Annotated in this window: 21 protein-coding genes; 15 read left to right on the forward strand and 6 right to left on the reverse strand. The window is 71.1% G+C overall.

The features are described from left to right. Positions 1-16 precede the first annotated feature (16 nt). Entirely contained in the window at positions 17-589 is a 573-nt protein-coding gene (locus Scani_RS13375) for a CGNR zinc finger domain-containing protein (protein ID WP_159475916.1), read from the forward strand. Positions 590-1,005: 416 nt separating this feature from the next. Here Scani_RS13375 and Scani_RS13380 read toward each other — a convergent pair whose 3' ends face one another. Then, positions 1,006-1,428 (reverse strand): secondary thiamine-phosphate synthase enzyme YjbQ, encoded by a 423-nt coding sequence (locus tag Scani_RS13380; protein WP_159474283.1) that lies wholly within the window; start codon positions 1,426-1,428, stop codon positions 1,006-1,008. A gap of 144 nt (positions 1,429-1,572) precedes the next feature. Between Scani_RS13380 and Scani_RS42120 the strand changes: the two genes are divergently transcribed. From Scani_RS42120 to Scani_RS13405, 6 genes are all read left to right on the forward strand, one after another. Beyond that, on the forward strand, positions 1,573-1,662 hold the full coding sequence (locus tag Scani_RS42120) for a putative leader peptide (protein ID WP_355780374.1): 90 nt from the start codon (positions 1,573-1,575) through the stop codon (positions 1,660-1,662). Between the two features lie 555 nt (positions 1,663-2,217). Then, on the forward strand, positions 2,218-3,141 hold the full coding sequence (locus Scani_RS13385; RefSeq protein WP_174872673.1) for an ABC transporter permease: 924 nt from the start codon (positions 2,218-2,220) through the stop codon (positions 3,139-3,141). Further along, positions 3,114-4,040: an ABC transporter ATP-binding protein gene (locus Scani_RS13390; protein ID WP_246295764.1), complete on the forward strand. Its 927-nt coding sequence runs from the start codon at positions 3,114-3,116 to the stop codon at positions 4,038-4,040. Before Scani_RS13385 ends, Scani_RS13390 begins: the two co-directional genes overlap by 28 nt. 265 nt (positions 4,041-4,305) lie before the next feature. Continuing rightward, positions 4,306-5,352: an ABC transporter substrate-binding protein gene (locus Scani_RS13395; RefSeq protein WP_159474289.1), complete on the forward strand. Its 1,047-nt coding sequence runs from the start codon at positions 4,306-4,308 to the stop codon at positions 5,350-5,352. A 1-nt stretch (position 5,353) separates the two neighbouring features. Then, on the forward strand, positions 5,354-6,559 hold the full coding sequence (locus tag Scani_RS13400; protein ID WP_159474292.1) for an LLM class flavin-dependent oxidoreductase: 1,206 nt from the start codon (positions 5,354-5,356) through the stop codon (positions 6,557-6,559). Positions 6,560-6,655: 96 nt separating this feature from the next. Beyond that, entirely contained in the window at positions 6,656-7,816 is a 1,161-nt protein-coding gene (locus Scani_RS13405; protein ID WP_174872674.1) for an NAD(P)-binding domain-containing protein, read from the forward strand. Positions 7,817-8,397: 581 nt separating this feature from the next. Here Scani_RS13405 and Scani_RS13410 read toward each other — a convergent pair. After that, positions 8,398-9,702, reverse strand: a complete 1,305-nt coding sequence (locus Scani_RS13410; protein ID WP_159475925.1) for an MFS transporter — start codon at positions 9,700-9,702, stop codon at positions 8,398-8,400. 122 nt (positions 9,703-9,824) lie between these two features. Here Scani_RS13410 and Scani_RS13415 point away from each other — a divergent pair, with 122 nt between their 5' ends. From Scani_RS13415 to Scani_RS13435, 5 genes are all read left to right on the forward strand, one after another. Next, entirely contained in the window at positions 9,825-10,577 is a 753-nt protein-coding gene (locus Scani_RS13415) for a (Fe-S)-binding protein (protein ID WP_159474295.1), read from the forward strand. Further along, positions 10,574-12,064 (forward strand): lactate utilization protein B, encoded by a 1,491-nt coding sequence (locus tag Scani_RS13420; RefSeq protein WP_159474298.1) that lies wholly within the window; start codon positions 10,574-10,576, stop codon positions 12,062-12,064. Before Scani_RS13415 ends, Scani_RS13420 begins: the two co-directional genes overlap by 4 nt. Next, a complete protein-coding gene (locus Scani_RS13425; protein ID WP_159474301.1) occupies positions 12,061-12,726 on the forward strand; it encodes a LutC/YkgG family protein in 666 nt (221 codons plus the stop codon). The genes Scani_RS13420 and Scani_RS13425 overlap by 4 nt, the downstream gene beginning before the upstream one ends. 131 nt (positions 12,727-12,857) lie before the next feature. Further along, positions 12,858-14,258 carry a hypothetical protein gene (locus tag Scani_RS13430; protein ID WP_246295765.1) on the forward strand — a complete coding sequence of 467 codons (1,401 nt, stop codon included), beginning with the start codon at positions 12,858-12,860 and terminating at the stop codon, positions 14,256-14,258. 253 nt (positions 14,259-14,511) lie between these two features. Then, complete coding sequence (locus Scani_RS13435; RefSeq protein WP_159474304.1) at positions 14,512-15,447, forward strand: hypothetical protein; 936 nt, start codon at positions 14,512-14,514, stop codon at positions 15,445-15,447. Here the strand turns inward: Scani_RS13435 and Scani_RS13440 are convergent. Continuing rightward, positions 15,341-15,925 carry an NUDIX hydrolase gene (locus Scani_RS13440; protein WP_159474307.1) on the reverse strand — a complete coding sequence of 195 codons (585 nt, stop codon included), beginning with the start codon at positions 15,923-15,925 and terminating at the stop codon, positions 15,341-15,343. The two genes, Scani_RS13435 and Scani_RS13440, sit on opposite strands and share 107 nt — an antisense overlap. Before the next feature lie 265 nt (positions 15,926-16,190). Here Scani_RS13440 and Scani_RS13445 point away from each other — a divergent pair, with 265 nt between their 5' ends. Together Scani_RS13445 and Scani_RS13450 are read left to right on the forward strand one after the other, a co-directional pair. Then, entirely contained in the window at positions 16,191-17,009 is an 819-nt protein-coding gene (locus tag Scani_RS13445; protein WP_159474310.1) for an SDR family NAD(P)-dependent oxidoreductase, read from the forward strand. Positions 17,010-17,237: 228 nt separating this feature from the next. Beyond that, the gene (locus Scani_RS13450) at positions 17,238-18,434 is read left to right on the forward strand and encodes a GDSL-type esterase/lipase family protein (RefSeq protein ID WP_159474313.1); all 1,197 of its coding nucleotides are present in this window, start codon (positions 17,238-17,240) and stop codon (positions 18,432-18,434) included. Positions 18,435-18,514: 80 nt separating this feature from the next. On the opposite strand, the gene Scani_RS13455 is transcribed toward Scani_RS13450, so the two are convergent. The 3 genes from Scani_RS13455 to Scani_RS13465 all read right to left on the reverse strand — a co-directional run bounded on the left by Scani_RS13455 (position 18,515) and on the right by Scani_RS13465 (position 21,362). Continuing rightward, entirely contained in the window at positions 18,515-18,994 is a 480-nt protein-coding gene (locus Scani_RS13455) for an ASCH domain-containing protein (RefSeq protein ID WP_159474316.1), read from the reverse strand. Positions 18,995-19,011: 17 nt separating this feature from the next. Continuing rightward, the gene (locus Scani_RS13460) at positions 19,012-19,407 is read right to left on the reverse strand and encodes a DoxX family protein (RefSeq protein WP_159474319.1); all 396 of its coding nucleotides are present in this window, start codon (positions 19,405-19,407) and stop codon (positions 19,012-19,014) included. 137 nt (positions 19,408-19,544) lie between these two features. Then, on the reverse strand, positions 19,545-21,362 hold the full coding sequence (locus tag Scani_RS13465) for an ABC transporter ATP-binding protein (RefSeq protein ID WP_159474322.1): 1,818 nt from the start codon (positions 21,360-21,362) through the stop codon (positions 19,545-19,547). Between the two features lie 137 nt (positions 21,363-21,499). Here Scani_RS13465 and Scani_RS13470 point away from each other — a divergent pair, with 137 nt between their 5' ends. Continuing rightward, positions 21,500-21,958: a MarR family winged helix-turn-helix transcriptional regulator gene (locus Scani_RS13470; protein ID WP_159474325.1), complete on the forward strand. Its 459-nt coding sequence runs from the start codon at positions 21,500-21,502 to the stop codon at positions 21,956-21,958. Positions 21,959-21,982: the final 24 nt, after the last annotated feature.

A 21,982-nucleotide genomic window follows, 5' to 3' on the forward strand; every position in this document is an offset into this window, starting at 1 on the left:
AGATGTAGTGATCGTGATGCAGCAGAGCGAGACCGCGTTGACGGCTCAGCTGGAGGCGCGTGGGTGGCCCGGACGCCCTCTCACGGAAGAGCCGCTGGCCGCCGATGTCCTCAATACGCGGTGGCTGGCAGGGACGGACGAATACGACCTGCTGGAGGAGGACGCGCTCACCCTGGCCTGGCTGGACAAGCACGGCCTGGACACGGGGGCTGCTGTGGCAGACGTTCGCCGTCACCTGCGTGAGGCCCGGTCCGCCCTCGCCGCTACGGTGGCAGATCCCTCAGACACGGCCGCCCTGAACCGCATCCTCGATCACGGACGCATCAGGCTGTCCCTCGACGCCGAAGGGACGGTCGAAACACCAGAGGTAGCGGACCCGGCACGCTATGCCGCCTGGATGTGCGCACGCGACCTGGCCCGTGTGATGACCGAGGCACCGGGGCGCGTACGGAAGTGTGCCAATCCGCCCTGTGTGCTGCATTTCGTCGACACTTCACGCAAGGGGGAAAGGCGCTGGTGCTCGATGGCACTGTGTGGCAACCGGGCCAAGGCCCAGCGCCACCGCACACGCCATCACGGTGCCACCTGAGCAGAGACGGGCGGTCGCCGAGTACCCAGCGCACACCGAGCCCTCCACACGCACGTGGGCGGACGCCACCGGCGATCCGCAGCTCACCATGGCCGGGCTCGGCCAGAGTTCATTCCAGGCGCTGGAACTCCTCCACCGCGTCCGAGAACGACATCAACCGGACGATCGGGGCAATGGAGCTGTCGGGCTCGCAGAGGTGCGCTGGTGTGGCCGACCGCTTGTGGCGGGGCCTCTGCGAGCGCGAGTTGCCCGGACGCCGCGTTCTGGGACGGCGAGTCCGGAGAAGCGCTCGCGGGGCCTTCGCAGGAAGTCTCCGTGATTGCGGACAAAGGAGCCGAAGACGGCTACTCAACGGTCTTCCACGGATCGTTTGGCGCGGCCGGACTACATCTCTACAGTCTCGCTGAAGCGTCGCCCTAACCGAGGAAGCTCAACCGGACCTGACGGTCCGTATTATCGATATTTGTGTCGACGAGGCAGACGGACTGCCAGGTGCCGAGGGCGAGGTGGCCCGCGATGACCGGGAGGGTGGCGTGGGGTGGGACGAGGGCGGGGAGGACGTGGTCGCGGCCGTGGCCGGGGCTGCCGTGGCGATGGTGCCAGCGGTTGTCGGCGGGGAGGAGGTCGTGCAGGGCGGCCAGGAGGTCTTCGTCGCTGCCTGCGCCGGTTTCCAGGATGGCGATGCCGGCGGTGGCGTGCGGGACGAAGATATTCAGCAGGCCGTCGCGGCCGTCTGCCGTTTCGCGGAGGAACGCGGCGCAGTCGGCGGTGAGGTCGGCGACGGTCTCCGCCGAGCCGGTGGTGACGTCAAGGGTGCGGGTGGTGAATGCGGTGCTCATGCGTTCATTTTCGTACGGACGGTGTGCCCTTGTCCGCAACCCCACGGCCCTTCCCGCAATGCTGCCTCCATACTCCGGCAACAAAGGTCCACCAGCCGAGATGCCGTTTGACCCCTCTCTCAGCGCACCGCTACGTTCAGCGGCATGTCTACATCAGCCCTGCTCACCACGCGCGGTCACATCGACCTGCTGCGGGTGGCCTCTGCCGCGTGTCGCCGCGGCGGCTGTTGTTGATGCCGTTGCGCCGCAGTTGCGATTGCCATCGTCTTTGCCGTTGCTGAGGGCGTTCCAGGTTTCCTGAGGCGCGATGCTTGACGGTCTCGTGCGGCCTGCGGTTCTGCGCGGCTGATTCCGGGTTTTCACCCTCTCTGCTTTGGTCGGCCGGCTCTGGTGACCTTTGGTTCGTTTCCCGGCGGCCGTGGCAGATGGGTCTGTTGTTGCCGGATTCGCTGTCGTCGGCTGGCCCGTTGACGGTTTACGTGTCGCTGGTCTGCGCGTCGCTGGTTTGCGTTGTCGGATTCGGGTTCGGGTTCGGGTTCGGATGCCGGTTGTCGGCTTTGGTTGCTGCTCGGATTGATGCGTCTTCGTGCGTGGGCGTGTTTCCGGTTTCCGTGTTGCCGGGTTACTGCCGTGTTGGGCGCTGTGTCGTCGTGCGGTCGGTCGGGCTTGCACCTGGCTCGGATCCGTCTGTCCTCACTTCTCTGCGTCTCGTCTCCTCCGCCCCGCTTTTCCTCCCCACCTCTCTTCTCTCCGCTCTCCGCTTCCCTCGCCCCTCCTCGTGGAGCATTCATGACTCTCGATCAGGCCGTGGCTCGCCATGCGCCGCCCGACATACCCGCTGAAGCAGCGCCGCCGTCTCTTGCGAAAGGTGAGGGGGTGGGGGTGAAGTCCGCGGCCGGCTCCGAGGGACTGAAGCTCGTTCGTGTCGATCCGGTCGCCGGTCGGCGATGGTCGGTGCCGCGGTGGGTGCGACGTACCGTGGGGCCCCTCGGACTGTTGGTGCTGTGGCAGGTGCTCAGTGCGACCGGCGCGCTGGAGTCCGACATTCTGGCGTCTCCCGGGACCATCGCCGCCACCGCCGGGGACCTGGTCTCGGACGGAACACTGCCGTCGGCGATGCTGGTCTCGCTGCAACGGGTCGCGGTCGGGCTGCTGTTGGGCGGCCTGATCGGTGTGGCATTGGCGCTCGCGTCGGGGCTTTCACGGCTCGGTGAGGATCTGGTCGACGCGACCGTGCAGATGCTGCGCTCCATTCCCTGGGTGGGCGTGATTCCGCTGTTCATCATCTGGCTGGGCATCGGCGAGGCACCCAAGATTGCGTTGATCTCGCTGGGTGTGGCGTTCCATCTGTATCTGAATGTCTATGCCGGAATCCGTGGCGTTGATCCCCAGTTGGTGGAGGCCGGGCAGTCGCTGGGGCTGAGCCGGTGGGGTCTGATCCGGCATGTGGTGCTGCCCGGCGCGCTTCCGGGCGCGATGACCGGGCTGCGCTATTCGCTGGCCACCGCGTGGCTCGCGCTGGTCTTCGGTGAGCAGGTCAACGCCGATGACGGCCTCGGCTTTCTGATGAACCAGGCCAGGGAATTCTTCCGCACCGACGTGATCGTGGTGTGCCTGGTGGTCTACGCGATCCTCGGGCTCATCGCCGACTTCCTCGTCCGTACCCTCGAAAGGCTGCTGCTGCAATGGCGACCGACGTTCACGGGCCAGTGACCGCTACCGAGCAGGGACGGCCGGTCGCGCCGACCGCGGCCCCCACACCCACCGCGGCCCCCGATGCCGCCGTACAGGTCAGCGGATTGGTGCGGGCCTTCGGCGGAAAGGCCGTCATCGACGATCTCCATCTGTCCATCCGGCCCGGCGAGTTCGTGGCGTTGCTCGGGCGCAGCGGCTGCGGCAAATCGACCTTGCTGCGGGTCCTGGCCGGACTGGACCAGGAGATCGACGGCGAGGTGCTGGTGCCGCGCCGCAAGGCCGTGGCGTTTCAGGCGCCGCGGCTGATGCCCTGGAAGCGGGTCTGGCGGAATGTACTGCTGGGGCTCCCGGGACGACAGGAACGCGGCGTTGCCGTAAGGGCGTTGGAGGAGGTCGGTCTCGGCCATCGAGCGGATGCCTGGCCCAAGACGCTCTCCGGCGGAGAAGCGCAGCGGGCATCACTCGCCCGTGCGCTGGTGCGGGAGCCCGATCTGCTGTTGCTCGACGAGCCGTTCGGTGCCCTCGACGCGCTGACCCGGATCAAGGCCCAGCGGCTGGTGGCCGAGCTGTGGCAGGAGCGCGGTTGCGCGGTGCTGCTGGTCACTCATGACGTGGAGGAGGCCCTGCTGCTCTCGGACCGGGCGCTGGTGATGGAGGGCGGCCGGATCGCGTACGAGACCACGGTGGATCTGCCGCGGCCGCGTGCCCTCTCCGATCCGCGCTTCGGTGCGTTGCGGGCCCGGTTGCTCGACCGGCTCGGCGTGGACGGCGCGGAAGGCCAGGACACCGACGCAAGAGTGGACGGCGAGGAGGTCGATGACCGCTCAGAGGAGGGCGGTGACCGTTCGGGAGAGACCGCAGGGGTGCCGGAAACCGTCGGCGCCGAGACGGTCCGCACCTCCCCCGCCGCCGTCTGAACTGCCGTCCGGACTGCCGCCTGGACTGCTGCCTGAACTGCCATCTGGACTGCTATCTGGAGTGCCGTCGCGAACCGTGCGACCCCGCCATGGAAGACGCGGCGGAGAACCAGCCGTCAGGGCCACGCCGCCGCCTGCTCCGATCGCTCCGAATTCCCTCCCCCGTTCCCTCTCCCTTCCCTCCCTCCCCCGTTCCCTCTCCCGTTCCTCCCTCTGCCCACTCCCCCGCGCACCCGCCCCACCCCAAGAACGAAACGGACGCCCCATGAGAGCACGCCATATCGCCCCTGCCGCCCTGCTGCTTCCGCTCACTCTGCTGCTGGCCGCCTGCGATGGTTCGTCGGGTGCCAAGGGGGCCGGTGGGGGTACCGGTAGCGGGACCGACGGCAAGGGGTCGCTGACGCTCAATGTCGGGGACCAGAAAGGTGGTTCGGAAGCGCTGCTGCGGGCCGCCGGCGAGTTGGACGACCTTCCGTACAAGATCAAGTGGTCGACCTTCACCTCGGGGCCGCCGCTGCTGGAGGCGATCAACGCGGGAGCGGTGGATGTCGGCGGGGTCGGCAACACCCCACCGGTGTTTGCCGCCGCGGCGAAGTCGAAGATCAAGGTGATCGCCGGGACGCACAGCAGGTCGGACGGCGAAACGATCCTGGTGAAGAAGGGCTCCCCGCTCAAGCGGCCGGCGCAGCTGAAGGGCAAGTCGATCGCCGTGGCCCAGGGCAGTTCCGCGCAATACCAGCTCATCGCCTCGCTGAAGAAGGCCGGGCTGACCCCGAAGGACGTCACGCTCAACTACCTGCAGCCGGCCGATGCGCTCGCCGCGTTCACCCGGGGGAAGGTGGATGCCTGGGCGGTGTGGGACCCGTACAGCTCGCAGGCCCTGGATCAGGCCGATGCGCGGGTGCTGACCACCGGGCAAGGGGTCGTCAACGGGCTGAGCTTCCAGGTGGCCGCGCCTGCCGCCCTGCACGACAAGAAGAAATCAGCGGCGTTGAAGGACTACACGGACCGGTTGCGACGGGCGCAGAACTGGGTGTTCAAGCACCCCGGCGTCTGGGCGAAGGCCTGGGCGAAGGAGACCGGGCTGCCGGACAAGGTGGCGCTGGACGCGGTCAAGCGCACCCGGGGCACGGCGGTCGCGGTCGCCGTGGACAAGGCCGCCATCGCCTCCGAGCAGCAGATCGTCGACTCGTTCGCGGCGGTGAAGCTGATTCCCCGCTCGTTCGACTTCGGGAAGTTCGTCGACCCCCGTTTCAACGGTGACCTGCCGCCTTCCGTCACGGCGCCGCGTACCTATGGAAAGGCTCACTGAGATGTCCGTACACCTGCATTGGTTCCTGCCGACCGGCGGCGACGGGCGGACCCTCGTCGACCGGCACGCCTACACCGACGGCGGCATCCGGCGGGACCGCATCACCCCGGTCAGCGGGGTACGCGCCCCGGACATCGAGTATCTGGCCCAGATCGCCAAGGCCGCCGAGCAGTTGGGGTTCGAGGCGGTGCTCACGCCGACCGGTACATGGTGCGAGGACGCCTGGCTGACGACGGTGGCGCTCACCCAGGTCACCGAGCGGCTGAAGTTCCTGGTGGCCTTCCGGCCGGGGGTGATCTCGCCGGTGCTGGCGGCGCAGATGGCCGCGACGTATCAGCGGATCTCGCGCGGGCGGCTGCTGCTGAATGTGGTGACCGGGGGCGATTCGACCGAGCAGAGGAGGTTCGGCGATCATCTCGACCATGATCGACGGTATGCCCGTACGGATGAGTTCCTGCAGGTCGTACGCGGTGTGTGGGGCGGCAAGCCGTTCGACTTCCAGGGCGAGCACTATCAGGTCGAGGGCGGTCTGACGGCGCTGCCGCCGGACCCGCTGCCGCAGATCTTCTTCGGTGGCTCGTCCGCTGCCGCGGGGCCGGTCGCCGCCCGGAATGTGGATGTGTACCTCACCTGGGGCGAGCCGCCCGAGGAGGTCAAGCAGAAGATCGACTGGATCCGTGGGCTGGCGGAGAAGGAAGGGCGTACGGTCCGGTTCGGCATCCGGCTGCACACGATCTCCCGGGACTCCTCCAAGGAGGCCTGGGCGACCGCCGACCGGCTGCTCGACGACCTCGATCCGGCGACGGTCGCGGCCGCGCAACAGGCGCTGGGCAAGAGCGAGTCGGTGGGTCAGCAGCGGATGCTGGCGCTGCACGGCGGTTCGCGCGACAAGCTGGAGATCTCGCCCAATCTGTGGGCGGGCGTCGGCCTGGTACGCGGCGGGGCAGGCACCGCGCTGGTCGGCAGCCATGCCGAGGTGGCCGACCGGATCGAGGAGTACCACTCCCTGGGCATTGAGCACTTCGTGCTCTCCGGCTATCCGCATCTGGAGGAGGCGTACTGGTTCGGGGAGGGCGTACGGCCGGAGCTCGCCGCCCGCGGGCTGCTGGACGCGGGCCCCGCTCCGCTGGACGGCGTACCGGCGGCGAATGGCCGGCCGGCGTCCGCTCCGGGCGGGGCGCCGCTGCTGATCGCCGGGGGCCGCTGAGCGGTACGCCGTGGCCTCGGCGCTTCGTGGCTCTGTGGGACGGCGGCCCCACGGAGCCACGGGAAGACAACCGCCCTCCCCCGAGTTAGGTGAAACATGAACTACACCGGGGTGCGTGAGGTCGAGGTCGTGGTGGTCGGCGCCGGGCAGGCCGGACTGGCCGCCGCCTTTCATCTGCGGCGGGTCGGCTTCGAGCCGGACCGGGACTTCGTGGTGCTCGACCACTCCCCGCGCCCCGGCGGTGCCTGGCAGTTCCGGTGGCCCACGCTGACGTTCGAGAAGGTGCATGGGATGCATGCGCTGCCGGGCATGGAGCTGACCGGCGCCGATCCGCTGCGCCCGTCGTCCGAGGTGATCGGCGCGTACTTCGAGAGGTACGAGCGGACCTTCGGGCTGCGGGTGCACCGGCCGGTGAACGTGATGGCCGTCCGCGAGGGCGGTGGGCCTCCTCCCTGGACGGATCCTGCCGGAACCCTGGGGAGAGGCCGCCTGCTGGTCGCGACGTCGGAAGGGGACTATGCGGCGCGGGCTCTGATCAATGCGACCGGGACCTGGGACCGGCCGTTCTGGCCGCGGTTCCCCGGACAGGAGATGTTCGGCGGCCGGCAACTGCACAGCTCCGAGTACCGGGGGCCGGAGGATTTCCGCGGCGCACGGATCGTGGTGGTCGGCGGCGGGACCTCTGCCGTACAGCAGTTGATGGAGATCGCGCCGGTCGCCGCCGCCACGACCTGGGTGACGCGCCGGCCGCCGGTGTTCCGCGAGGGACCGTTCGACGCGGAGCGGGGCCGGGCCGCGGTCGCCCTGGTGGAGGAGCGGGTGCGGCAGGGGCTGCCGCCGCGGAGCGTGGTGAGCGTGACCGGGCTGCAGATGACCGAGGCCGTCCGGCGGGCCCGGGAGGGCGGTGTGCTGGAGCGGCTGCCGCTCTTCGCGCGCCTCACCCCCACGGGCGTGAGCTGGGACGACGGGCGCGCGGTCGAGGCCGATGTGATCCTCTACGCGACGGGATTCCGCGCGGCCGTCGACCATCTCGCCCCGCTGCACCTGCGCGAGCCGGGCGGCGGCATCCGGATGGACGGCACCCGCACCCTGCGCGATCCGCGGGTCCATCTCGTCGGTTACGGGCCGTCGGCGAGCACCATCGGCGCCAACCGCGCGGGACGTGCCGCGGTCGGCGACATCCGTCGGCTGATCGCCGCGACGGCCTCCCGACCGGCCGATGCGGCGACGGAGTTGGCCGGCAGCCTCGCCTCCTAGGGCGAGGCGGGGAGATTCACGGCGGGGCCGCGTACGCGACGGGCGGCAGGCCCGGACTCCGGCACTCGACATCCCGGAGTCCGGCACCTCGGCATGCCCGAAGCTCGGTACTTCGACATGCCTGGAGCCCGGCACCTCGATAGGCCCGCACTCCGCCGTGTGCGCCGCGGTATTCGTCATGCGACAAAACCCCACAAATCCCCTCCTCACAGGCCCCCTAAGGCGAACGCCTGCCCCCGGGAGCACCTGTTCGCCGGTGCACATGATCGAAAAGGGAAGGGCTTCAATTGACTCATTGCAACCGGCGATGATGACGGGGCGCGAGCGGCGGGCTGCAGACCGTTACCACGCCTCCGGTCCAAACCCCTTGCTGGGCCGGGGAGTTGAGTCCCACAACTTCAAGGAGAAGATCCCGATGGACATCCTCACCGCTCTCTTGGCCCACGTCCTCCACCTCGTGGGCTGGCTCGTCTGACAGACCTCATCCCCAAGGCGCCGCCCCTCCCCGTCCCGGGAGGGGCGGCGCTTTCCCGTGTCCGGCCGGATGGGTCGCCGGCTTCCGCGGCCCTTGTTCCGCCGGGCTACGTCTCCAGCTTCTGGCGGGAGGTCTCGGGGAGCGTCAGATAGACGAGGAACGAGACGAGGCACAGCCCGGCCACGTACCAGGGGAAGAGGTCGGGGTGGCCGGCCTGCTTGAACCAGGTGCCGACGTACGGGGCCGTGCCGCCGAAGAGGGCCACGGTGAGCGAGTACGGGAAGCCGATGCCGGCGGCACGCACCCGCGCGGGGAACACCTCGGCGTTCACGGCCGCGGCGACGGCGGTGTAGCCGGTGAGCAGCACCATGCCCGCGCACTGCACCAGCAGCAGCGAGGCGAACGCGTCGGTGACCAGGTGCAGCAGCGGTACGGCCAGGACGGCGAAACCCAGTGAGAAGCCGAGCAGCAGTGGTTTGCGGCCGATGCGGTCCGAGAGCATGCCGCCCAGCGGCTGGAGCAGGGCGAAGAAGGCGAGCGAGAGGGTGCCGACGGTGAGCGAATCGCCCTTGTCGAAACCCGCGTTGACCTGCGCGTAGGTGGGCAGGTAGGTCGTCCATGTGTAGTAGGCGATGGTGCCGCCCGCGGTGATGCCGCAGATGAGCAGCGACTGGCGGGGGTGGCGGCGCAGCGCCTCGAAGAGCCCGGGCCGGTCGGCAGCCTGCTGTTCGGCGCTGCGGGTCTCCTGGGCGCCGCGCCGGATCCACAGCCCCAGCAGGCTCAGCAGCGCGCCGCCGAGGAACGCCACCCGCCAGCCCCACTCCCCCATCTGCCGCTCGGTGAGCAGCGCGGCGAGCAGCGCCGCGGTCCCGGAGGCGAGCAACTGGCCGAGGGTCGTGGACACGTACTGGAAGCTGGAGAACAGTCCGCGCCTGCCGGGGCCCGCCGACTCGACGAGGAAGGTCGTGGAGGCCGCGAACTCGCCACCCACCGACAGGCCCTGCACCAGACGGGCGACGACCAGGACGACGGGGGCCAGCAGACCGGTGGCCGCGTAGGTGGGGGTGAGCGCGACCAGCAGGCTGCCGCCGCCCATCAGCAGGATGGTCAGGGTCAGTGCGGTCCGCCGGCCGCGGCGGTCGGCTATCGCCCCCATGAGCAGTCCGCCGACCGGGCGCATGAAGAAGCCGACCGCGAAGACGGCGAAGGTGGAGAGCAGCGGCACCAGGGAGTTGCCCGCGCCCTCGGGGAAGACCTGCCCCGCGAAGTAGACCGCGAGGAAGGAGTACGCGTACCAGTCGTACCACTCGACGGCGTTGCCGACGGAGGCCGCGGCGAGCTGCCGCAGGCGTGACGGCGGGCGGACAGCGTTCGGCGCCCGGCCCTGGGCAAGGTGTTCGGCGTTCGACATGGTCCTCCGCTCCCGGTTCTTCTCCTCGGCCTGCTGCTGGGGCAGGATGAGCCGACAGGTGATCATGTACCGCGGAAGCGGATGGCCGCCAGGGTCCGTAGCGGCCGAAAGGAGATGGCAACGTGCGTGTAGCACTGTTCGTCACCTGTATCAACGACGCGCTCCATCCGCGGACGGGCCAGGCGGTGGTGACGCTGCTGGAGCGGCTGGGGGTGGAGGTCGATTTCCCCGTCGAGCAGAGCTGCTGCGGCCAGCCTCAGTTCAACACCGGCTACCGGCATGCGACGGAACCACTGGTGCGCCGCTTCGACCGGGCCTTCAGGGACTACGAGTACGTGGTCACCCCGTCCGGCTCCTGTGCGGCGATGGTGCGCGACAACTATCCGCGGATCGGCGCGAAGGCGGCCGCCGAGGGACGTGGCCGGGGACTCGTCGACGCGGCGGCGGTCGCGGTGCCCAAGATGTACGAGCTGACCGAGTTCCTGGTGGATGTGCTGAAGGTGGAGGACGTCGGCGCCTGCTACCCGCACACCGTCACCTACCACCCCACCTGCCACGGACTGCGGATGCTGGGCCTGGGCGACCGGCCGCGACGGCTGCTGGAGCACGTCGAGGGGCTGGAGCTGCGCGAGCTGCCGGGGGCCGAGGAGTGCTGCGGGTTCGGCGGCACGTTCGCGGTGAAGAACCCGGCGGTGTCGGCGGCGATGGGCGCCGACAAGGTCCGCCACATCCTCGGCACCGGCGCCGAGGCGGTCTGCACCGTCGACAACTCCTGTCTCCTGCACATCGGCGGCACCCTCACCCGCCAGGGTGCGACGGTCCGCCCCGTCCATATCGCCGAGATCCTGGCCAGTACCGAAGGGAGTCCGTGGTGAGCGGCACCTACCTGGGCATGCCGGCGTTCCCCCGGGCCGCTGCCGCATCCACCCGCGATACGCAGTTGCGCGCCAACCTCACCCATGCCACCCGCACCATCCGCGACAAGCGCGCCAAGGCCGTCGCGGAGCTGGACGACTGGGCGCAGCTACGGGCCGCGGGCGCCGCGGTGAAGGACCGTACGCTGCGCCATCTCGACCACTATCTGGAGCAACTGGAGGCGGCGGTCATCGCCGCGGGCGGGCAGGTCCACTGGGCGGTCGACGCCGACGAGGCCAACCGGATCGTCACCCGGCTGGTGCGGGAGACCGGCGAAACGGAGGTCGTCAAGGTCAAGTCGATGGCGACGCAGGAGATCGGGCTGAACGAGGCGCTGGCCGAGGCCGGTATCCGGGCGTACGAGACGGATCTGGCCGAGCTGATCGTGCAGCTCGGCCACGATCTGCCGTCGCACATCCTGGTCCCGGCGATCCACCGCAACCGCTCCGAGATCCGCGACATCTTCCGCCGTGAGATGGCCTCTTGGGGTCGCCCGGCGCCGGACGGGCTGACCGATTCCCCCGCCGAGCTGGCCGAGGCGGCCCGGCTGCACCTGCGGGAGAAGTTCCTGTCCGCGAAGGTCGGGATCTCGGGGGCCAACTTCATGGTCGCGGAGACCGGCACCCTCGTCGTGGTGGAGTCCGAGGGCAACGGCCGGATGTGCCTGACCCTTCCGGAGACGCTGATCTCCGTCGTCGGCATCGAGAAGGTGGTGCCGGCCTGGCAGGATCTGGAGGTCTTTCTGCAGCTGCTGCCCCGTTCCTCCACTGCCGAGCGGATGAATCCCTACACCTCCACCTGGACCGGCACCACGGACGGCGACGGACCGCAGACCTTCCATCTGGTGCTGCTCGACAACGGGCGCACCGACACCCTCGCCGATACCGTCGGGCGGCAGGCGTTGCGCTGCATCCGCTGCTCGGCCTGTCTGAACGTCTGCCCGGTGTACGAGCGGGCCGGCGGGCATGCGTACGGCTCGCCCTACCCCGGCCCGATCGGCGCCATTCTCACGCCCCAACTACGGGGACTGGCAGGCTCGTTGGAAGCGTCACTGCCATATGCCTCGTCGCTGTGCGGGGCCTGCTACGAGGTGTGTCCGGTCGCCATCGACATCCCCGAGGTGCTGGTGCATCTGCGGGAGCGGGTCGTGGAGGGCGGGCCGGTCACCCGGGGCGGGGCGCGCACCGTCCTCAGACCGGCCAGGGGACATGCCGCCGAGCGGGCCACGATGCGCGCGGCGGGGTGGGCCTTCGACCATCCGGGCGTGCTGCGTGCCGGGATGCGGCTGGCGGCCCGTACCCGCCGGCTGCATCCGCGGCGGCTGCCGGGGCCGGGCCGCGCCTGGTCGCGGACGCGCGATCTGCCCGCGGTGCCTGCCGAGTCCTTCCGCGACTGGTGGCAGCGCACCCGTGGCACCTCGCCGAAGCACGAAGGGGGCGGCAAGTGAGCAGCCGGGACGTGGTGTTGGCACGGGTGCGGCAGGCGCTGACGGATGTGCCGCGCGGCGAGGGGCCGGACGGTCCGCCGGTGGCACGGGACTACCGCCGGGTGCACGGGTCCCGGACGCGCGCGCAGACCGTCGAGCTGCTCGCGGAGAATCTCGCGGACTACCGGGCGATCGTGCACCGTACGGATGCCGAGGGACTGCCGGGGCTGATCGGGCGGCTGCTGGCCGAGCGCGGGGCGCGGACGGTGCTGGTGCCGCCGGGCCTGGACGCCTCATGGACGGCCGGCGCGGACGTCACCCGCGTCGAGGACCGCGTATCCAGCACACCTCATGAACTCGACGCCGTGGACAGTGTGCTGACCGGCTGCGCGGTGGCCATCGCGGAGACCGGCACCCTCGTCCTGGATGCGGACCCCGACCAGGGCAGACGCCGGATCACTCTGGTTCCGGACCGTCACCTCTGCGTCGTCCGCGTCCCTGGCCAGGTGGTCGGCTCGGTACCGGAGGCGCTGCCGCGGCTGGCGCCGGACCGTCCGCTGACCTGGATCTCCGGACCGTCGGCGACCAGCGACATCGAACTCGACCGGGTGGAGGGGGTGCACGGGCCGCGGACGCTGGAGGTGATCCTGCTGACGGCGGACGAGGAAGAGGAAACGGGGTGAGCCGGGGGCGGCCGCGGTCGCGGAGGGCTGCAACAGGTGTGCGACCCCGTTGTCAGTGGGGATTCCTACACTGATCGGGATGCCTTTCGCACACGCGGTGCGGGGGTGCGCGCCCCGGGGGGAGGGAGCAGATGATGCTGCGGCAGGGCTTACCACCACGGCGATCCGGCGCGGCAGGCCGCTCACCCGCACCGGAGCCCACGCCCCCGCCCGCTGCCGCTCCGCCGGACTCCGCGCCCACCCGGCTGCTGACGTGGCTGGGCCGGCTGGGCGTCCCGGCCGCCGCGTTCGCCGTGTTCCAGACGCTGTTGGGGATCCTGCCGCAGAGTCTCGCGGGCGAGGCGGCGCGCTACTGCGTGGCGGCGACCGCCGGTGTCGGCGTCGGTGTGGTGGTGTGGCTGGCGGCGGCCCTGCTGCGGACCCGGGCCACGGCCGCCGCCGTAGCCGCACCACCGCCCGCCCCGGCTCCCCCACCCGCCGGATCGCTTCCCGAGCTGATGGACGGCACCTACCAGGCGCTGCGGCGCGGCCTCTCGGTGATCGAGGTGGCCGGGCACGGCCCGCTCATCGGCTGGCCGCACTCCCTCGCGGAGAGCGATCCACCGGTGCACCCGACGGCGTTCGGTACGGCGTACGGGCTCCATCTGCTGCTCGACATCGCGCCGTACGACGGCCGCATACGGGCGGGGCAGGTGGCCGAGACGCTGTGGCGGCTGCGGCTGCCCGGCGGCGGCTGGGCCGCGCGTTCCCAGGGCAGCGGGGCGCGGCCCGAGGTGTCCGCGATCGTGCTGGGCGCGCTGGCGCGGGCCGGCGCCGATCCGCGGCTGCTGGAGGCCGAAATACGCTCCTGCGAGGTGCTGTGGGATCCCGACCATGACGCATCGGGGCTGGCGAACACCTATGTCGTGACGAATGTCCTGCGCGGGCTGCTCCGGGCGGCGCCCGGCTCCACCGCCCTGGACGGACTGCGCGAGGTGCTGGTCAACGGCGCCACGGCCGATCCGGCGCGCGGCAACCACCGCTGCTGGGGCGCCGCGCTGGCCACCGGCCGCGGAAACCCGGCACCGTCCGCCGCGCACACCGCGCGGGCGGTGGTGGCGCTGGACCGGGCCGCACGCGTGCTGGGCGAGGACGAGCGGCAGCGCACGGTGCGCGAGGAGGGGCTGCGCTGGCTGCTGGCCGGCCCGGCGACCCCGACGGGCGGCATCGGTGATCTGCAGAACTGCCAGGAAGAGGTGCGGCGGCCGGATCAGGAGGACCCGCTGCATCAAGAGCTGCTGTCGGTACGGCATTTCGGGGCCGCATGGGTGGCCCGTGCGCTGATGACGGACGGCGCCCGCAAGGTCGCGGCCGAGGAGGTGGGGCTGCCGGCATGGGAGGCACAGCTGACCACTGCCGTGACGCGGGTGCACGGAATGCAGCGAGGCGGGGTGTGGCGGTGGGACGACGGGCCCATGGGACACCCGGTGTGGATGGCGTATCAGGGCCTTTCGGTGCTGCGGCGGCATGCGTTGATGGTCTACCGGCCTTGAGGTGAGCCGGAAAGTGAGGGGGCCGGGGGCCTGAGGACGGTACCGCTCATGGCCTGATGGTGGTGGGCTGGGCACGGAGGGTCGGGGCACGGAGGGTCGGGTCACGGAGGTGGTCGGACGCGGGTGGGCTCGGGCATGGGAGCCTCGGGTCACGGAAGTGGCCGGGGCACGGAAGCGGCCGGGCGCGGGAGGTGTCGGGGGACGGGGCGGTCAGGGGCGGAACGGTCGGGGGCGGCAGAGGGGAGTCAGACGCATGCAGGTCGAGGAAGCCCGGCGGCTGCTGACGGAGCGGCTGGGCGGCGGACCGGAGCCGCCGTCGCCCGAGTCGGCGCGCGCGGTGACCGCCCAACTGGCACACCCGGACACGCTGGGTCCGCTGGTGCGGCGATTATCCGCCGGTGATCTGGATCTGGCGGAGTGCAGCCGCCTTTCGTACCGCCATGTGCTGGGCTTCGACAAGCTGTTGCTGCTGGCCGGTGCGCCGCGGTTCATGCTGCGGCTCCACTTCTGGCACGGCGGGACCGGCGCGGCCCCCGAGGACATCCACAACCACCGGTGCGCGATCGCCTCGGCGGTGGTGCGCGGCCGCGTCCGGATGGAGTGCTACGAACCGGCCGCGAACGGCGTGCCCGCGACCGCCTACCGGGAGACCATCGACGGTCCCGGCGGCGCCTGGCGGCTGCGACGGGTCGGGGACGCCCGGCTGCGGCTGGTGTGCACGGAACGGTACGGGACAGGGCGGAGCTACGGCCTGGCCGCCCGTACGCTGCATCGCGTGGTGAGCGAGGAGCCGACGGTGACGCTGTTCCTGGAGACCGTCCCACAGCGGTCGGTGACCGATGTCTACGTCAGACACAGCAGCGGTGTCAGGGACAGCGGCGACGGGGGAAACAGCGGATGTATCCGGAACGGCGGAGGCGTCGGGCACGGCGGAGCCGCTGTCCGTGGCCTCGCCGCCGGACGCGGCGGCCCAGCCACGGACAGCGGCTCCGCCACGGACGGCCGCGGGCACCGGATCGGAGCCGGAGACCGGATCGGCGACCGGGACCAAGTCGGCGACGGGGACCGGCCCCGCGGCCTCCTCAGGGCCGTCGGCGCCGAGCGGGCGGATCCGCCGCCCAAGACTCCGCTGCCACCGGCCGTCTACCTTGCCGAACTCGACTCTCTGGCAGGCTCTTTGGGCTACTGAACGGGGGTGGCCCCAGGCGTCCGAAGCGGCCCGTCATGGCACGTTGCCCGGCGGCGTCCAGCCGGCCGCCGCATGCCTGGCGGATCACCTCGAGGTTGTAGGCGTCCACCCCGAACCCGGCCAGCTGGGCAGGCCGTGCCCAGCGGTAGGCCTGGTCTGCGCTGGGCAGTACGACATCCAGCGTCAGCGGGCGGACCAGGAAATTCTCCTGGTGGTTGTGGACACGGCGGCCCTGATAGTCGCTCAGGAAACTGGAGGCCCCGGTGTGCGCGACGATGGTGCCGAGGATCCCGGTCTCCTCCTTCAGCTCCCGCAGGGCGCCGCTCGCGGCGGACTCCCCGCGATCCAGCTTCCCGCACGGCACGCCCCACGCGCCGGGCAGAAAGCGCTCACGGTAGCTACGGCGCACGATCAGCACACAGGCCTCGTGCACCACCACCGCCGCGGCCAGATAGGTGTCGGCTACAGTCTTATTCATCGGACTTCTCGCAATCCGAAGAGACGGGCGCAGGCCCGTGGCGGAGGTCCACCGTACCGGCGATGCCTCCGCGAGGGACCGGTTCCGGGAGACCCTGCCGGAGCGCCCGGCGGGCCCGGGTGCGCCCCGTGGAGACCGGGCGTGCGAAGAAGATCCCGGCGCGGCGCTCACCCCCGCGGACGGCCCCGGCAGGGGTATCTGGTGGTGACGACACCAGGCTCAGCACACACTCCCGCCCCCGCGCCCGCCCGCCAGACTGGTCGTCATGAATCCACGCACGACCTTGATCACCGGCGCCACCCAGGGCCTGGGCCGCGGCCTCGCCCTCGACCTCGCGGCCCAAGGCGGCACCGTCCTGCTGCACGGCCGCGACCGCACCCGTCTCGACAGGGTGGCGAGCGAGGTACGGGCCGCCGCTCCCGGGACCACCGTCCGCACCTACCTCGCCGACCTGGCCGACCTCGACCAGGTACACGCGATGGCCGCCCGGATCCGGGCGGCGGAACCCCGGCTCGACGGCCTGATCAACAACGCCGTCGCGGGCGGCGGCGCCGAGCCGCACACCCGCGAACTGAGCCACCAGGGTTACGAGTTGCGCTTCGCCGTGAACCATCTCGCTCCTTACGCCCTCACCCGCGACCTGCTCCCGCTGCTCACCGCCTCGGCGCCCGCCCGCGTGATCAACGTCGCCTCGATGGGACAGGAGGCCCTCGACTTCGACAACATCATGCTGGAGCGGGACTACGAGGGGCTGCGCGCCTACTGCAGGAGTAAGCTCGCGCTGATCATGGCGACCTTCCACCTGGCCGCCGAACTGGCGGGCACCGGCGTCACGGTGAACACACTCCACCCGGCCCACCTGATGGACACCAGCGGAGTGCGCGAGTACGGCCTGACACCGGTCACCGACGTCGACGAGGGGGTCCGCCCCACCGTCCGGCTGCTCCTCGACCCTGACCTCGCCGACACGACGGGCCGCTACTTCGACCAGTTCACCGAGGCCCGGGCCCACCCCCAGGCCTACGACACCGAAGCCCGGGAACGCCTGATGACGCTGACCGACGCCCTCATCGACCGGGCCTGACCTGCGAGATCACGGGCGCAACGGCCAAGGCGGTCCGCACCTTTGCCCCCTCGTCGGCACGGCGACGGAAGAGGAGGGAAAGCGAAGAGGACGGAAGTGGGGGGAAGGTGACCCTGGTGTTGGTAGGCATCGGATGCGTACCAGGGCCAGAGGTCTGGGTAGCCCTCGCGCCCGCCCGCAGACTCGCTGTCATCGCCCTCCGGCGAACGACAGAGAGGTACGCAGATCATGAACGGCCACCACACCACCCCCGCCCCGGCTCCCTCCCCTTCCTGGAAGGCCGGCTGGGCCGCGGCCGTCCAGCGCCCCAGTGAGGGTTTCCACAAGAACTGGGCGCTGGAAGGGTTCGCGGACCAGACCGTGCGCCAGGTCGTACGGGTCACCGGCTCCGGCACCTCCGCCCGTATCAAGCTCTCCCACCGCTACGGGAGCACCCCGCTGGAGGTGGCGGGTGCCACGATCGCCCGTACGGACCACGGCGCGGCCGAGTACGGCGGCACGGTGCGCCGGCTCACCTTCGGCGGGGCCGACGCGGTGCGGATTCCGGCGGGCGGTGAGGTCTACAGCGATGCCGCGGAGGTGAGCGTGGCACCGTTCGAGTCGCTGACGGTGTCGCTGTACTTCGCCCGGCCCACCGGCCCCGCCTCGTTCCACGCCCAGGCGTACGCCACCGCCTATCGGGCCGCGGGCGACCGGCTCACGGCGGCCGACCCGACGGTGTTCAGCGAGACGTCGGTGTCCTGGTACTACCTCGCCGCTGTGGAGCTGGCCGACGGCGGTCCGGCGCGTGACGACACGGTGGTGGTCTTCGGCGATTCCCTCACGGACGGGTTCGCCTCGACCATCGACGGCAACCGCCGCTACTCGGACGCGCTGGCCGAGCGGCTGGCCGACCGGGGCACCCCACGCCCCGTGCTCAACCAGGGCATCGGGGGGAATCTGCTGCTGGCCGACTCGGCGTGGTTCGGCGACCGGGCCGGTGACCGCTTCCGCCGCGATGTGCTCGACCAGCCGGGCGTGCGCTCGGTGGTGGTGCTGGTGGGCCTCAACGACATCGGCTTCAGCGAGATCGAACTGCCGACGTACCGGCCCAATCCGGATCGCTCGGTCGCGGAGATCATCGCCGGATACCGGGAGTTGATCGATATGGCGGGTGCCGCGGGGGTGCGGATCACCGGAGGGACGATCCTGCCGTTCAAGGGGTCGGAGTACCACACACCCGCCGCCGAGGCGAAGCGCCGCGAGGTCAATGACTGGATACGCGCCTCGGGCGAGTTCGACGCGGTGGCCGACTTCGCCGCGGCGCTGGCCGATCCGGCGGACCCGGACGCGCTCGCGCCCGTCTATGACAGCGGTGACCACAAGCACCCCGACGATGCGGGCTACCGCGCCATGGCCGATGCCGTCGACATCGTCGCGCTCTGACCCACGCCGGCTCCGTGCTCCCCGGGTGGGGCGTCCGAGGCGCGCGATCCCGGGCCCCGGCGTCCCGGTTCCCGCCCACCTCACCCTTCGCGAGCCGCCCCGCCGCCCGCCCCGTCCCCGCTCCCGCCCTCCAGCCGTTCGACCACCCGGAAGCGCTCGAGAACGACCAAGGTGTCATCGTCGACGGTGAATTCCGGGTCCCCGAGTTCACGGCGCACGTCCGGGCCGTGCCAGAAGTCCTCGTGGGCGGCCCGCCAGGCGGCCACCGTCGTATGCCCCTCGCCCTCGGCCACCGCGTGCGCCCGGTCGACCTCGGCCAGGCGCACCACCCGCACCCCGGTCACCTCGATCACGGCCACCGGCCGGCCGGCGGAGTCGGGCAGGACCGACCGTTGGCCGGCGGTCGGCAGCGGTTCGCCGTCGCGCTCGTACTCGATGAGCAAACCGGTCGTGGTGGTCTTGGCCCCGGAGAGCACCGCGCGGACCAGCCGGTCGCGCAGCGGCCCGGGGAAGCCGAGTACGAACTGCGGGAGGTCGGAGCGTTCTTGAGGCGTCGTCATGCCAGGCAGGGTAGGCGCTACGGGCGCGGCGCGGGTGGGGTCGCGCGGGCCGCGCGGGCGGTGTGCAGGGCCCAGCCGATCAGCGGGAGCTGCCCGGGCAGCCGCGCATAGGCCAGGGCCTTGAGCGGCGCGGGGCGGTGCCGCCAGTCGTGGGCCATCTTGAGGTTGGCCGGGAAGACGGCGACGAACAGGCCGGCCGCGGCCAGCGCGCCGGCCCGGCGGGTGCGCGGCAGGGCGACCGCGGCGGCCACGGCGAGTTCGGCGGCGCCGCTGGCGTACGTCCAGGTGCGGGCGCTGCCGGGCAGGTGCCGGGGCACGAGGGCGTCGAACGGCTTCGGGGCGAGGAAGTGAAGGGTCCCCGCCCCCGCCAGCAGACGGGCCAGGGCGCGGGCGGAACGGTCGTCGGCTGCCACGGAGAGCTCCCGGATCGGAGGGACGGTGGGAGAGCGAAGGGAACGGCGACGGCCGGCCGGGCGGCCGAGGAGTGGGTGCGGCGGCCACCCCGACCAGTGAACTGGCCGCCGCGACTCCGACCTTACCCGTGAGTCACTTACGGGGCCATCGCTTGATCGTCGGCCGTAGTGAGGTGTGCGTCACGCCGTACCAGCGCCGCATAGCGCCCCTCGGCGGCGAGCAGCTCGTCATGGGTGCCGCGCTCGGCGATCCGGCCGCCGTCCAGCACGACGATCTGGTCGGCGTCGCGGACCGTGGAGAGACGGTGCGCGATGGTGAGGGTGGTGCGGCCCGCGGACAGCTCGTCGATGGCCTGCTGGACGGCGTGTTCGGTGCGGGTGTCCAGGGCGCTGGTGGCTTCGTCCAGGACGAGGACGGGCGGGTCGCGCAGGATGGTGCGGGCGATGGCGAGGCGCTGTTTCTCGCCGCCGGAGAAGCGGTAGCCGCGCTCGCCGACGAGGGTGTCGTAGCCGTCGGGCAGGGCGGCGATGTGGTCGTGGATCTGGGCGGCCCTGGCGGCGCGGGCGATCTCCTCGTCGGTGGCGTCGGGCTTGGCGAAGCGCAGGTTGTCGGCGACCGAGGCATGGAAGAGGTAGGTCTCCTGGGAGACCACGCCGACCGAGCGGGCGAGGGTGTCGAAGTCGAGCTCGCGCACGTCCGTGCCGTCGAGGGTGACCCGGCCCCCGGTCACGTCGTAGAGCCGCGGCACGAGGTAGCTCAGGGTGCTCTTGCCGCTGCCGGTCGGTCCGACGACGGCGAGGCTGCCGCCGGCCGGGACGGTCAGGTCGATGCCGTCGAGGGTGGGGGCGGCCTCGGGGTCGTAGCAGAACCGGACGTTCTCGAAGCGGATCTCGCCGCGCGGCGCCGGGAGGCGGACCGGCTCGGCGGGCTCGGTGATGGCGACCGGCAGATCGAGGTACTCGAAGATGCGCTGGAAGAGCGCGAGCGAGGTCTGCATCTGCACGCCGGTGGTCAGCAGCGAGACGGTGGGCCGCAGCAGCCCCTGCTGGAGCGAGACGAAGGCGACCAGGGTGCCGAGGGAGAAGACGGGGCCGCCGAACTGGAGGACCAGGCCGGCCGCCCAGTAGATCAGCGCGGGCATGGCGGCCATCACGATCCCGATGGTGGCCATCCGCCAGCGGCCGGCCATGTTGGCGCGGACCTCCAGGCCGACCAGGCGCTCGGACTCGTCGGCGAAGCCCTGGGTGAGGGAGTCGGCACGGCCCATCGTGCGGCCGAGCAGGATGCCGCTGACCGAGAGGGATTCGGTGACCATCGCGGACATCGCGGCCATCTGCTTCTGCCGCTGGGTGGTGATCTTCTTGCGTTCGTTGCCGACCCGGCGGCTGATCCAGACGAAGAGCGGAAGCAGCAGCAGCGAGACGACGGTCAGCCGCCAGTCGAGGGCGAGCATGGCGCAGACGGTGGCGATGACGGAGGTCAGGTTGGAGACCAGGGAGGTGGCGGTGGAGGTGACGGTCGCCTGCATCCCCCCGATGTCGTTGGCGATCCGGGACTGGACCTCGCCGGTGCGGGTGCGGGTGAAGAAGGCCAGCGGCATCCGCTGGAGTTTGGCGTAGACGCCGGTGCGCAGGTCGTGCATGACGCGCTGGCCGACGGTGGTGGACAGCAGGGTCTGCAGGACGCCGAAGACGCTGGTGGTGACCGCGGTGGCGATCATGCCGAGGGCGAGCAGGGTCAGCAGTCCGGTGCGCCGGCCGGGTATCGCCACGTCCAGGATCTCGCGGAGGAGAAAGGGAGAGGCGACCGAGACCAGCGAGGAGGCGCCGACGAGCAGGCCGACGAGAGCCAGCCGGGCGCGGTAGGGGCGGAAGAGCGCGAGGATCCGCCGCAGCTGGACCGGCTTCTCCGGGTCCTTGGGCGGTGGGGTCCACTGGGGTTCGTCGCTGCGCATGGGCTCCTTCGAGGGGTGGTGGATCCGCGGGGCAGGAACTGCGGAGGGGCGGGTACGGGGACAAGCATCGTGGAGCTTAGCTCATTGTTACCTATGCTCACAATGAATAAAGTCCTGCGATCGGCTATCCTCGCGCCATGCCCTCCCCCGAGCCGACGGTCAGCACCACCAACCTCGCCGAGCAGCTGGTACGGCTGACCCGCCGGATGCACCGCGCCCAGAAACACCACCTGGAGCACCTGGACATCGCCTTCACCCCCGCGCAGTCCCGGCTGCTGCGGATCGTCGACCACTACCGCGACACCCCGCCGCGGATGGCCGACCTCGCCGAGCGGCTGGAGGTCGTCCCCCGGGCGGTGACCACCCTGGTGGACGCGCTGGAGGCCCATGGCGCGGTGCGCCGGGTGCCCGATCCGGCCAACCGCCGGGTGGTACGGATCGAGCTGACCGACACCGGCCGATCCACGCTGCGCGCGTTGCGCAGCGCGCGCCGGGCCGCGGCGGAGGAGATCCTGGCCCCCCTGAACGCCGATCAGCGCGAGGTGCTCGGCGACCTGCTGTCCACCCTGGTCGACGGACCGGACCGACCGCATTGAGCTGACGCGGAGTCACAGCGCAGT

This window comes from Streptomyces caniferus, assembly GCF_009811555.1.
Taxonomy (GTDB): domain Bacteria; phylum Actinomycetota; class Actinomycetes; order Streptomycetales; family Streptomycetaceae; genus Streptomyces; species Streptomyces caniferus.

Bases quoted from the DNA above. Each gene is read 5' to 3' on its own strand.
- Scani_RS13375 (WP_159475916.1), top strand. From the start codon at position 17: ATGCAGCAGAGCGAGACCGCGTTGACGGCTCAGCTGGAGGCGCGTGGG.
- Scani_RS13380 (WP_159474283.1), bottom strand. From the start codon at position 1,428: ATGAGCACCGCATTCACCACCCGCACCCTTGACGTCACCACCGGCTCG.
- Scani_RS42120 (WP_355780374.1), top strand. From the start codon at position 1,573: ATGTCTACATCAGCCCTGCTCACCACGCGCGGTCACATCGACCTGCTG.
- Scani_RS13385 (WP_174872673.1), top strand. From the start codon at position 2,218: ATGACTCTCGATCAGGCCGTGGCTCGCCATGCGCCGCCCGACATACCC.
- Scani_RS13390 (WP_246295764.1), top strand. From the start codon at position 3,114: ATGGCGACCGACGTTCACGGGCCAGTGACCGCTACCGAGCAGGGACGG.
- Scani_RS13395 (WP_159474289.1), top strand. From the start codon at position 4,306: ATGAGAGCACGCCATATCGCCCCTGCCGCCCTGCTGCTTCCGCTCACT.
- Scani_RS13400 (WP_159474292.1), top strand. From the start codon at position 5,354: ATGTCCGTACACCTGCATTGGTTCCTGCCGACCGGCGGCGACGGGCGG.
- Scani_RS13405 (WP_174872674.1), top strand. From the start codon at position 6,656: ATGAACTACACCGGGGTGCGTGAGGTCGAGGTCGTGGTGGTCGGCGCC.
- Scani_RS13410 (WP_159475925.1), bottom strand. From the start codon at position 9,702: ATGTCGAACGCCGAACACCTTGCCCAGGGCCGGGCGCCGAACGCTGTC.
- Scani_RS13430 (WP_246295765.1), top strand. From the start codon at position 12,858: ATGATGCTGCGGCAGGGCTTACCACCACGGCGATCCGGCGCGGCAGGC.
- Scani_RS13435 (WP_159474304.1), top strand. From the start codon at position 14,512: ATGCAGGTCGAGGAAGCCCGGCGGCTGCTGACGGAGCGGCTGGGCGGC.
- Scani_RS13440 (WP_159474307.1), bottom strand. From the start codon at position 15,925: ATGAATAAGACTGTAGCCGACACCTATCTGGCCGCGGCGGTGGTGGTG.
- Scani_RS13445 (WP_159474310.1), top strand. From the start codon at position 16,191: ATGAATCCACGCACGACCTTGATCACCGGCGCCACCCAGGGCCTGGGC.
- Scani_RS13450 (WP_159474313.1), top strand. From the start codon at position 17,238: ATGAACGGCCACCACACCACCCCCGCCCCGGCTCCCTCCCCTTCCTGG.
- Scani_RS13455 (WP_159474316.1), bottom strand. From the start codon at position 18,994: ATGACGACGCCTCAAGAACGCTCCGACCTCCCGCAGTTCGTACTCGGC.
- Scani_RS13465 (WP_159474322.1), bottom strand. From the start codon at position 21,362: ATGCGCAGCGACGAACCCCAGTGGACCCCACCGCCCAAGGACCCGGAG.
- Scani_RS13470 (WP_159474325.1), top strand. From the start codon at position 21,500: ATGCCCTCCCCCGAGCCGACGGTCAGCACCACCAACCTCGCCGAGCAG.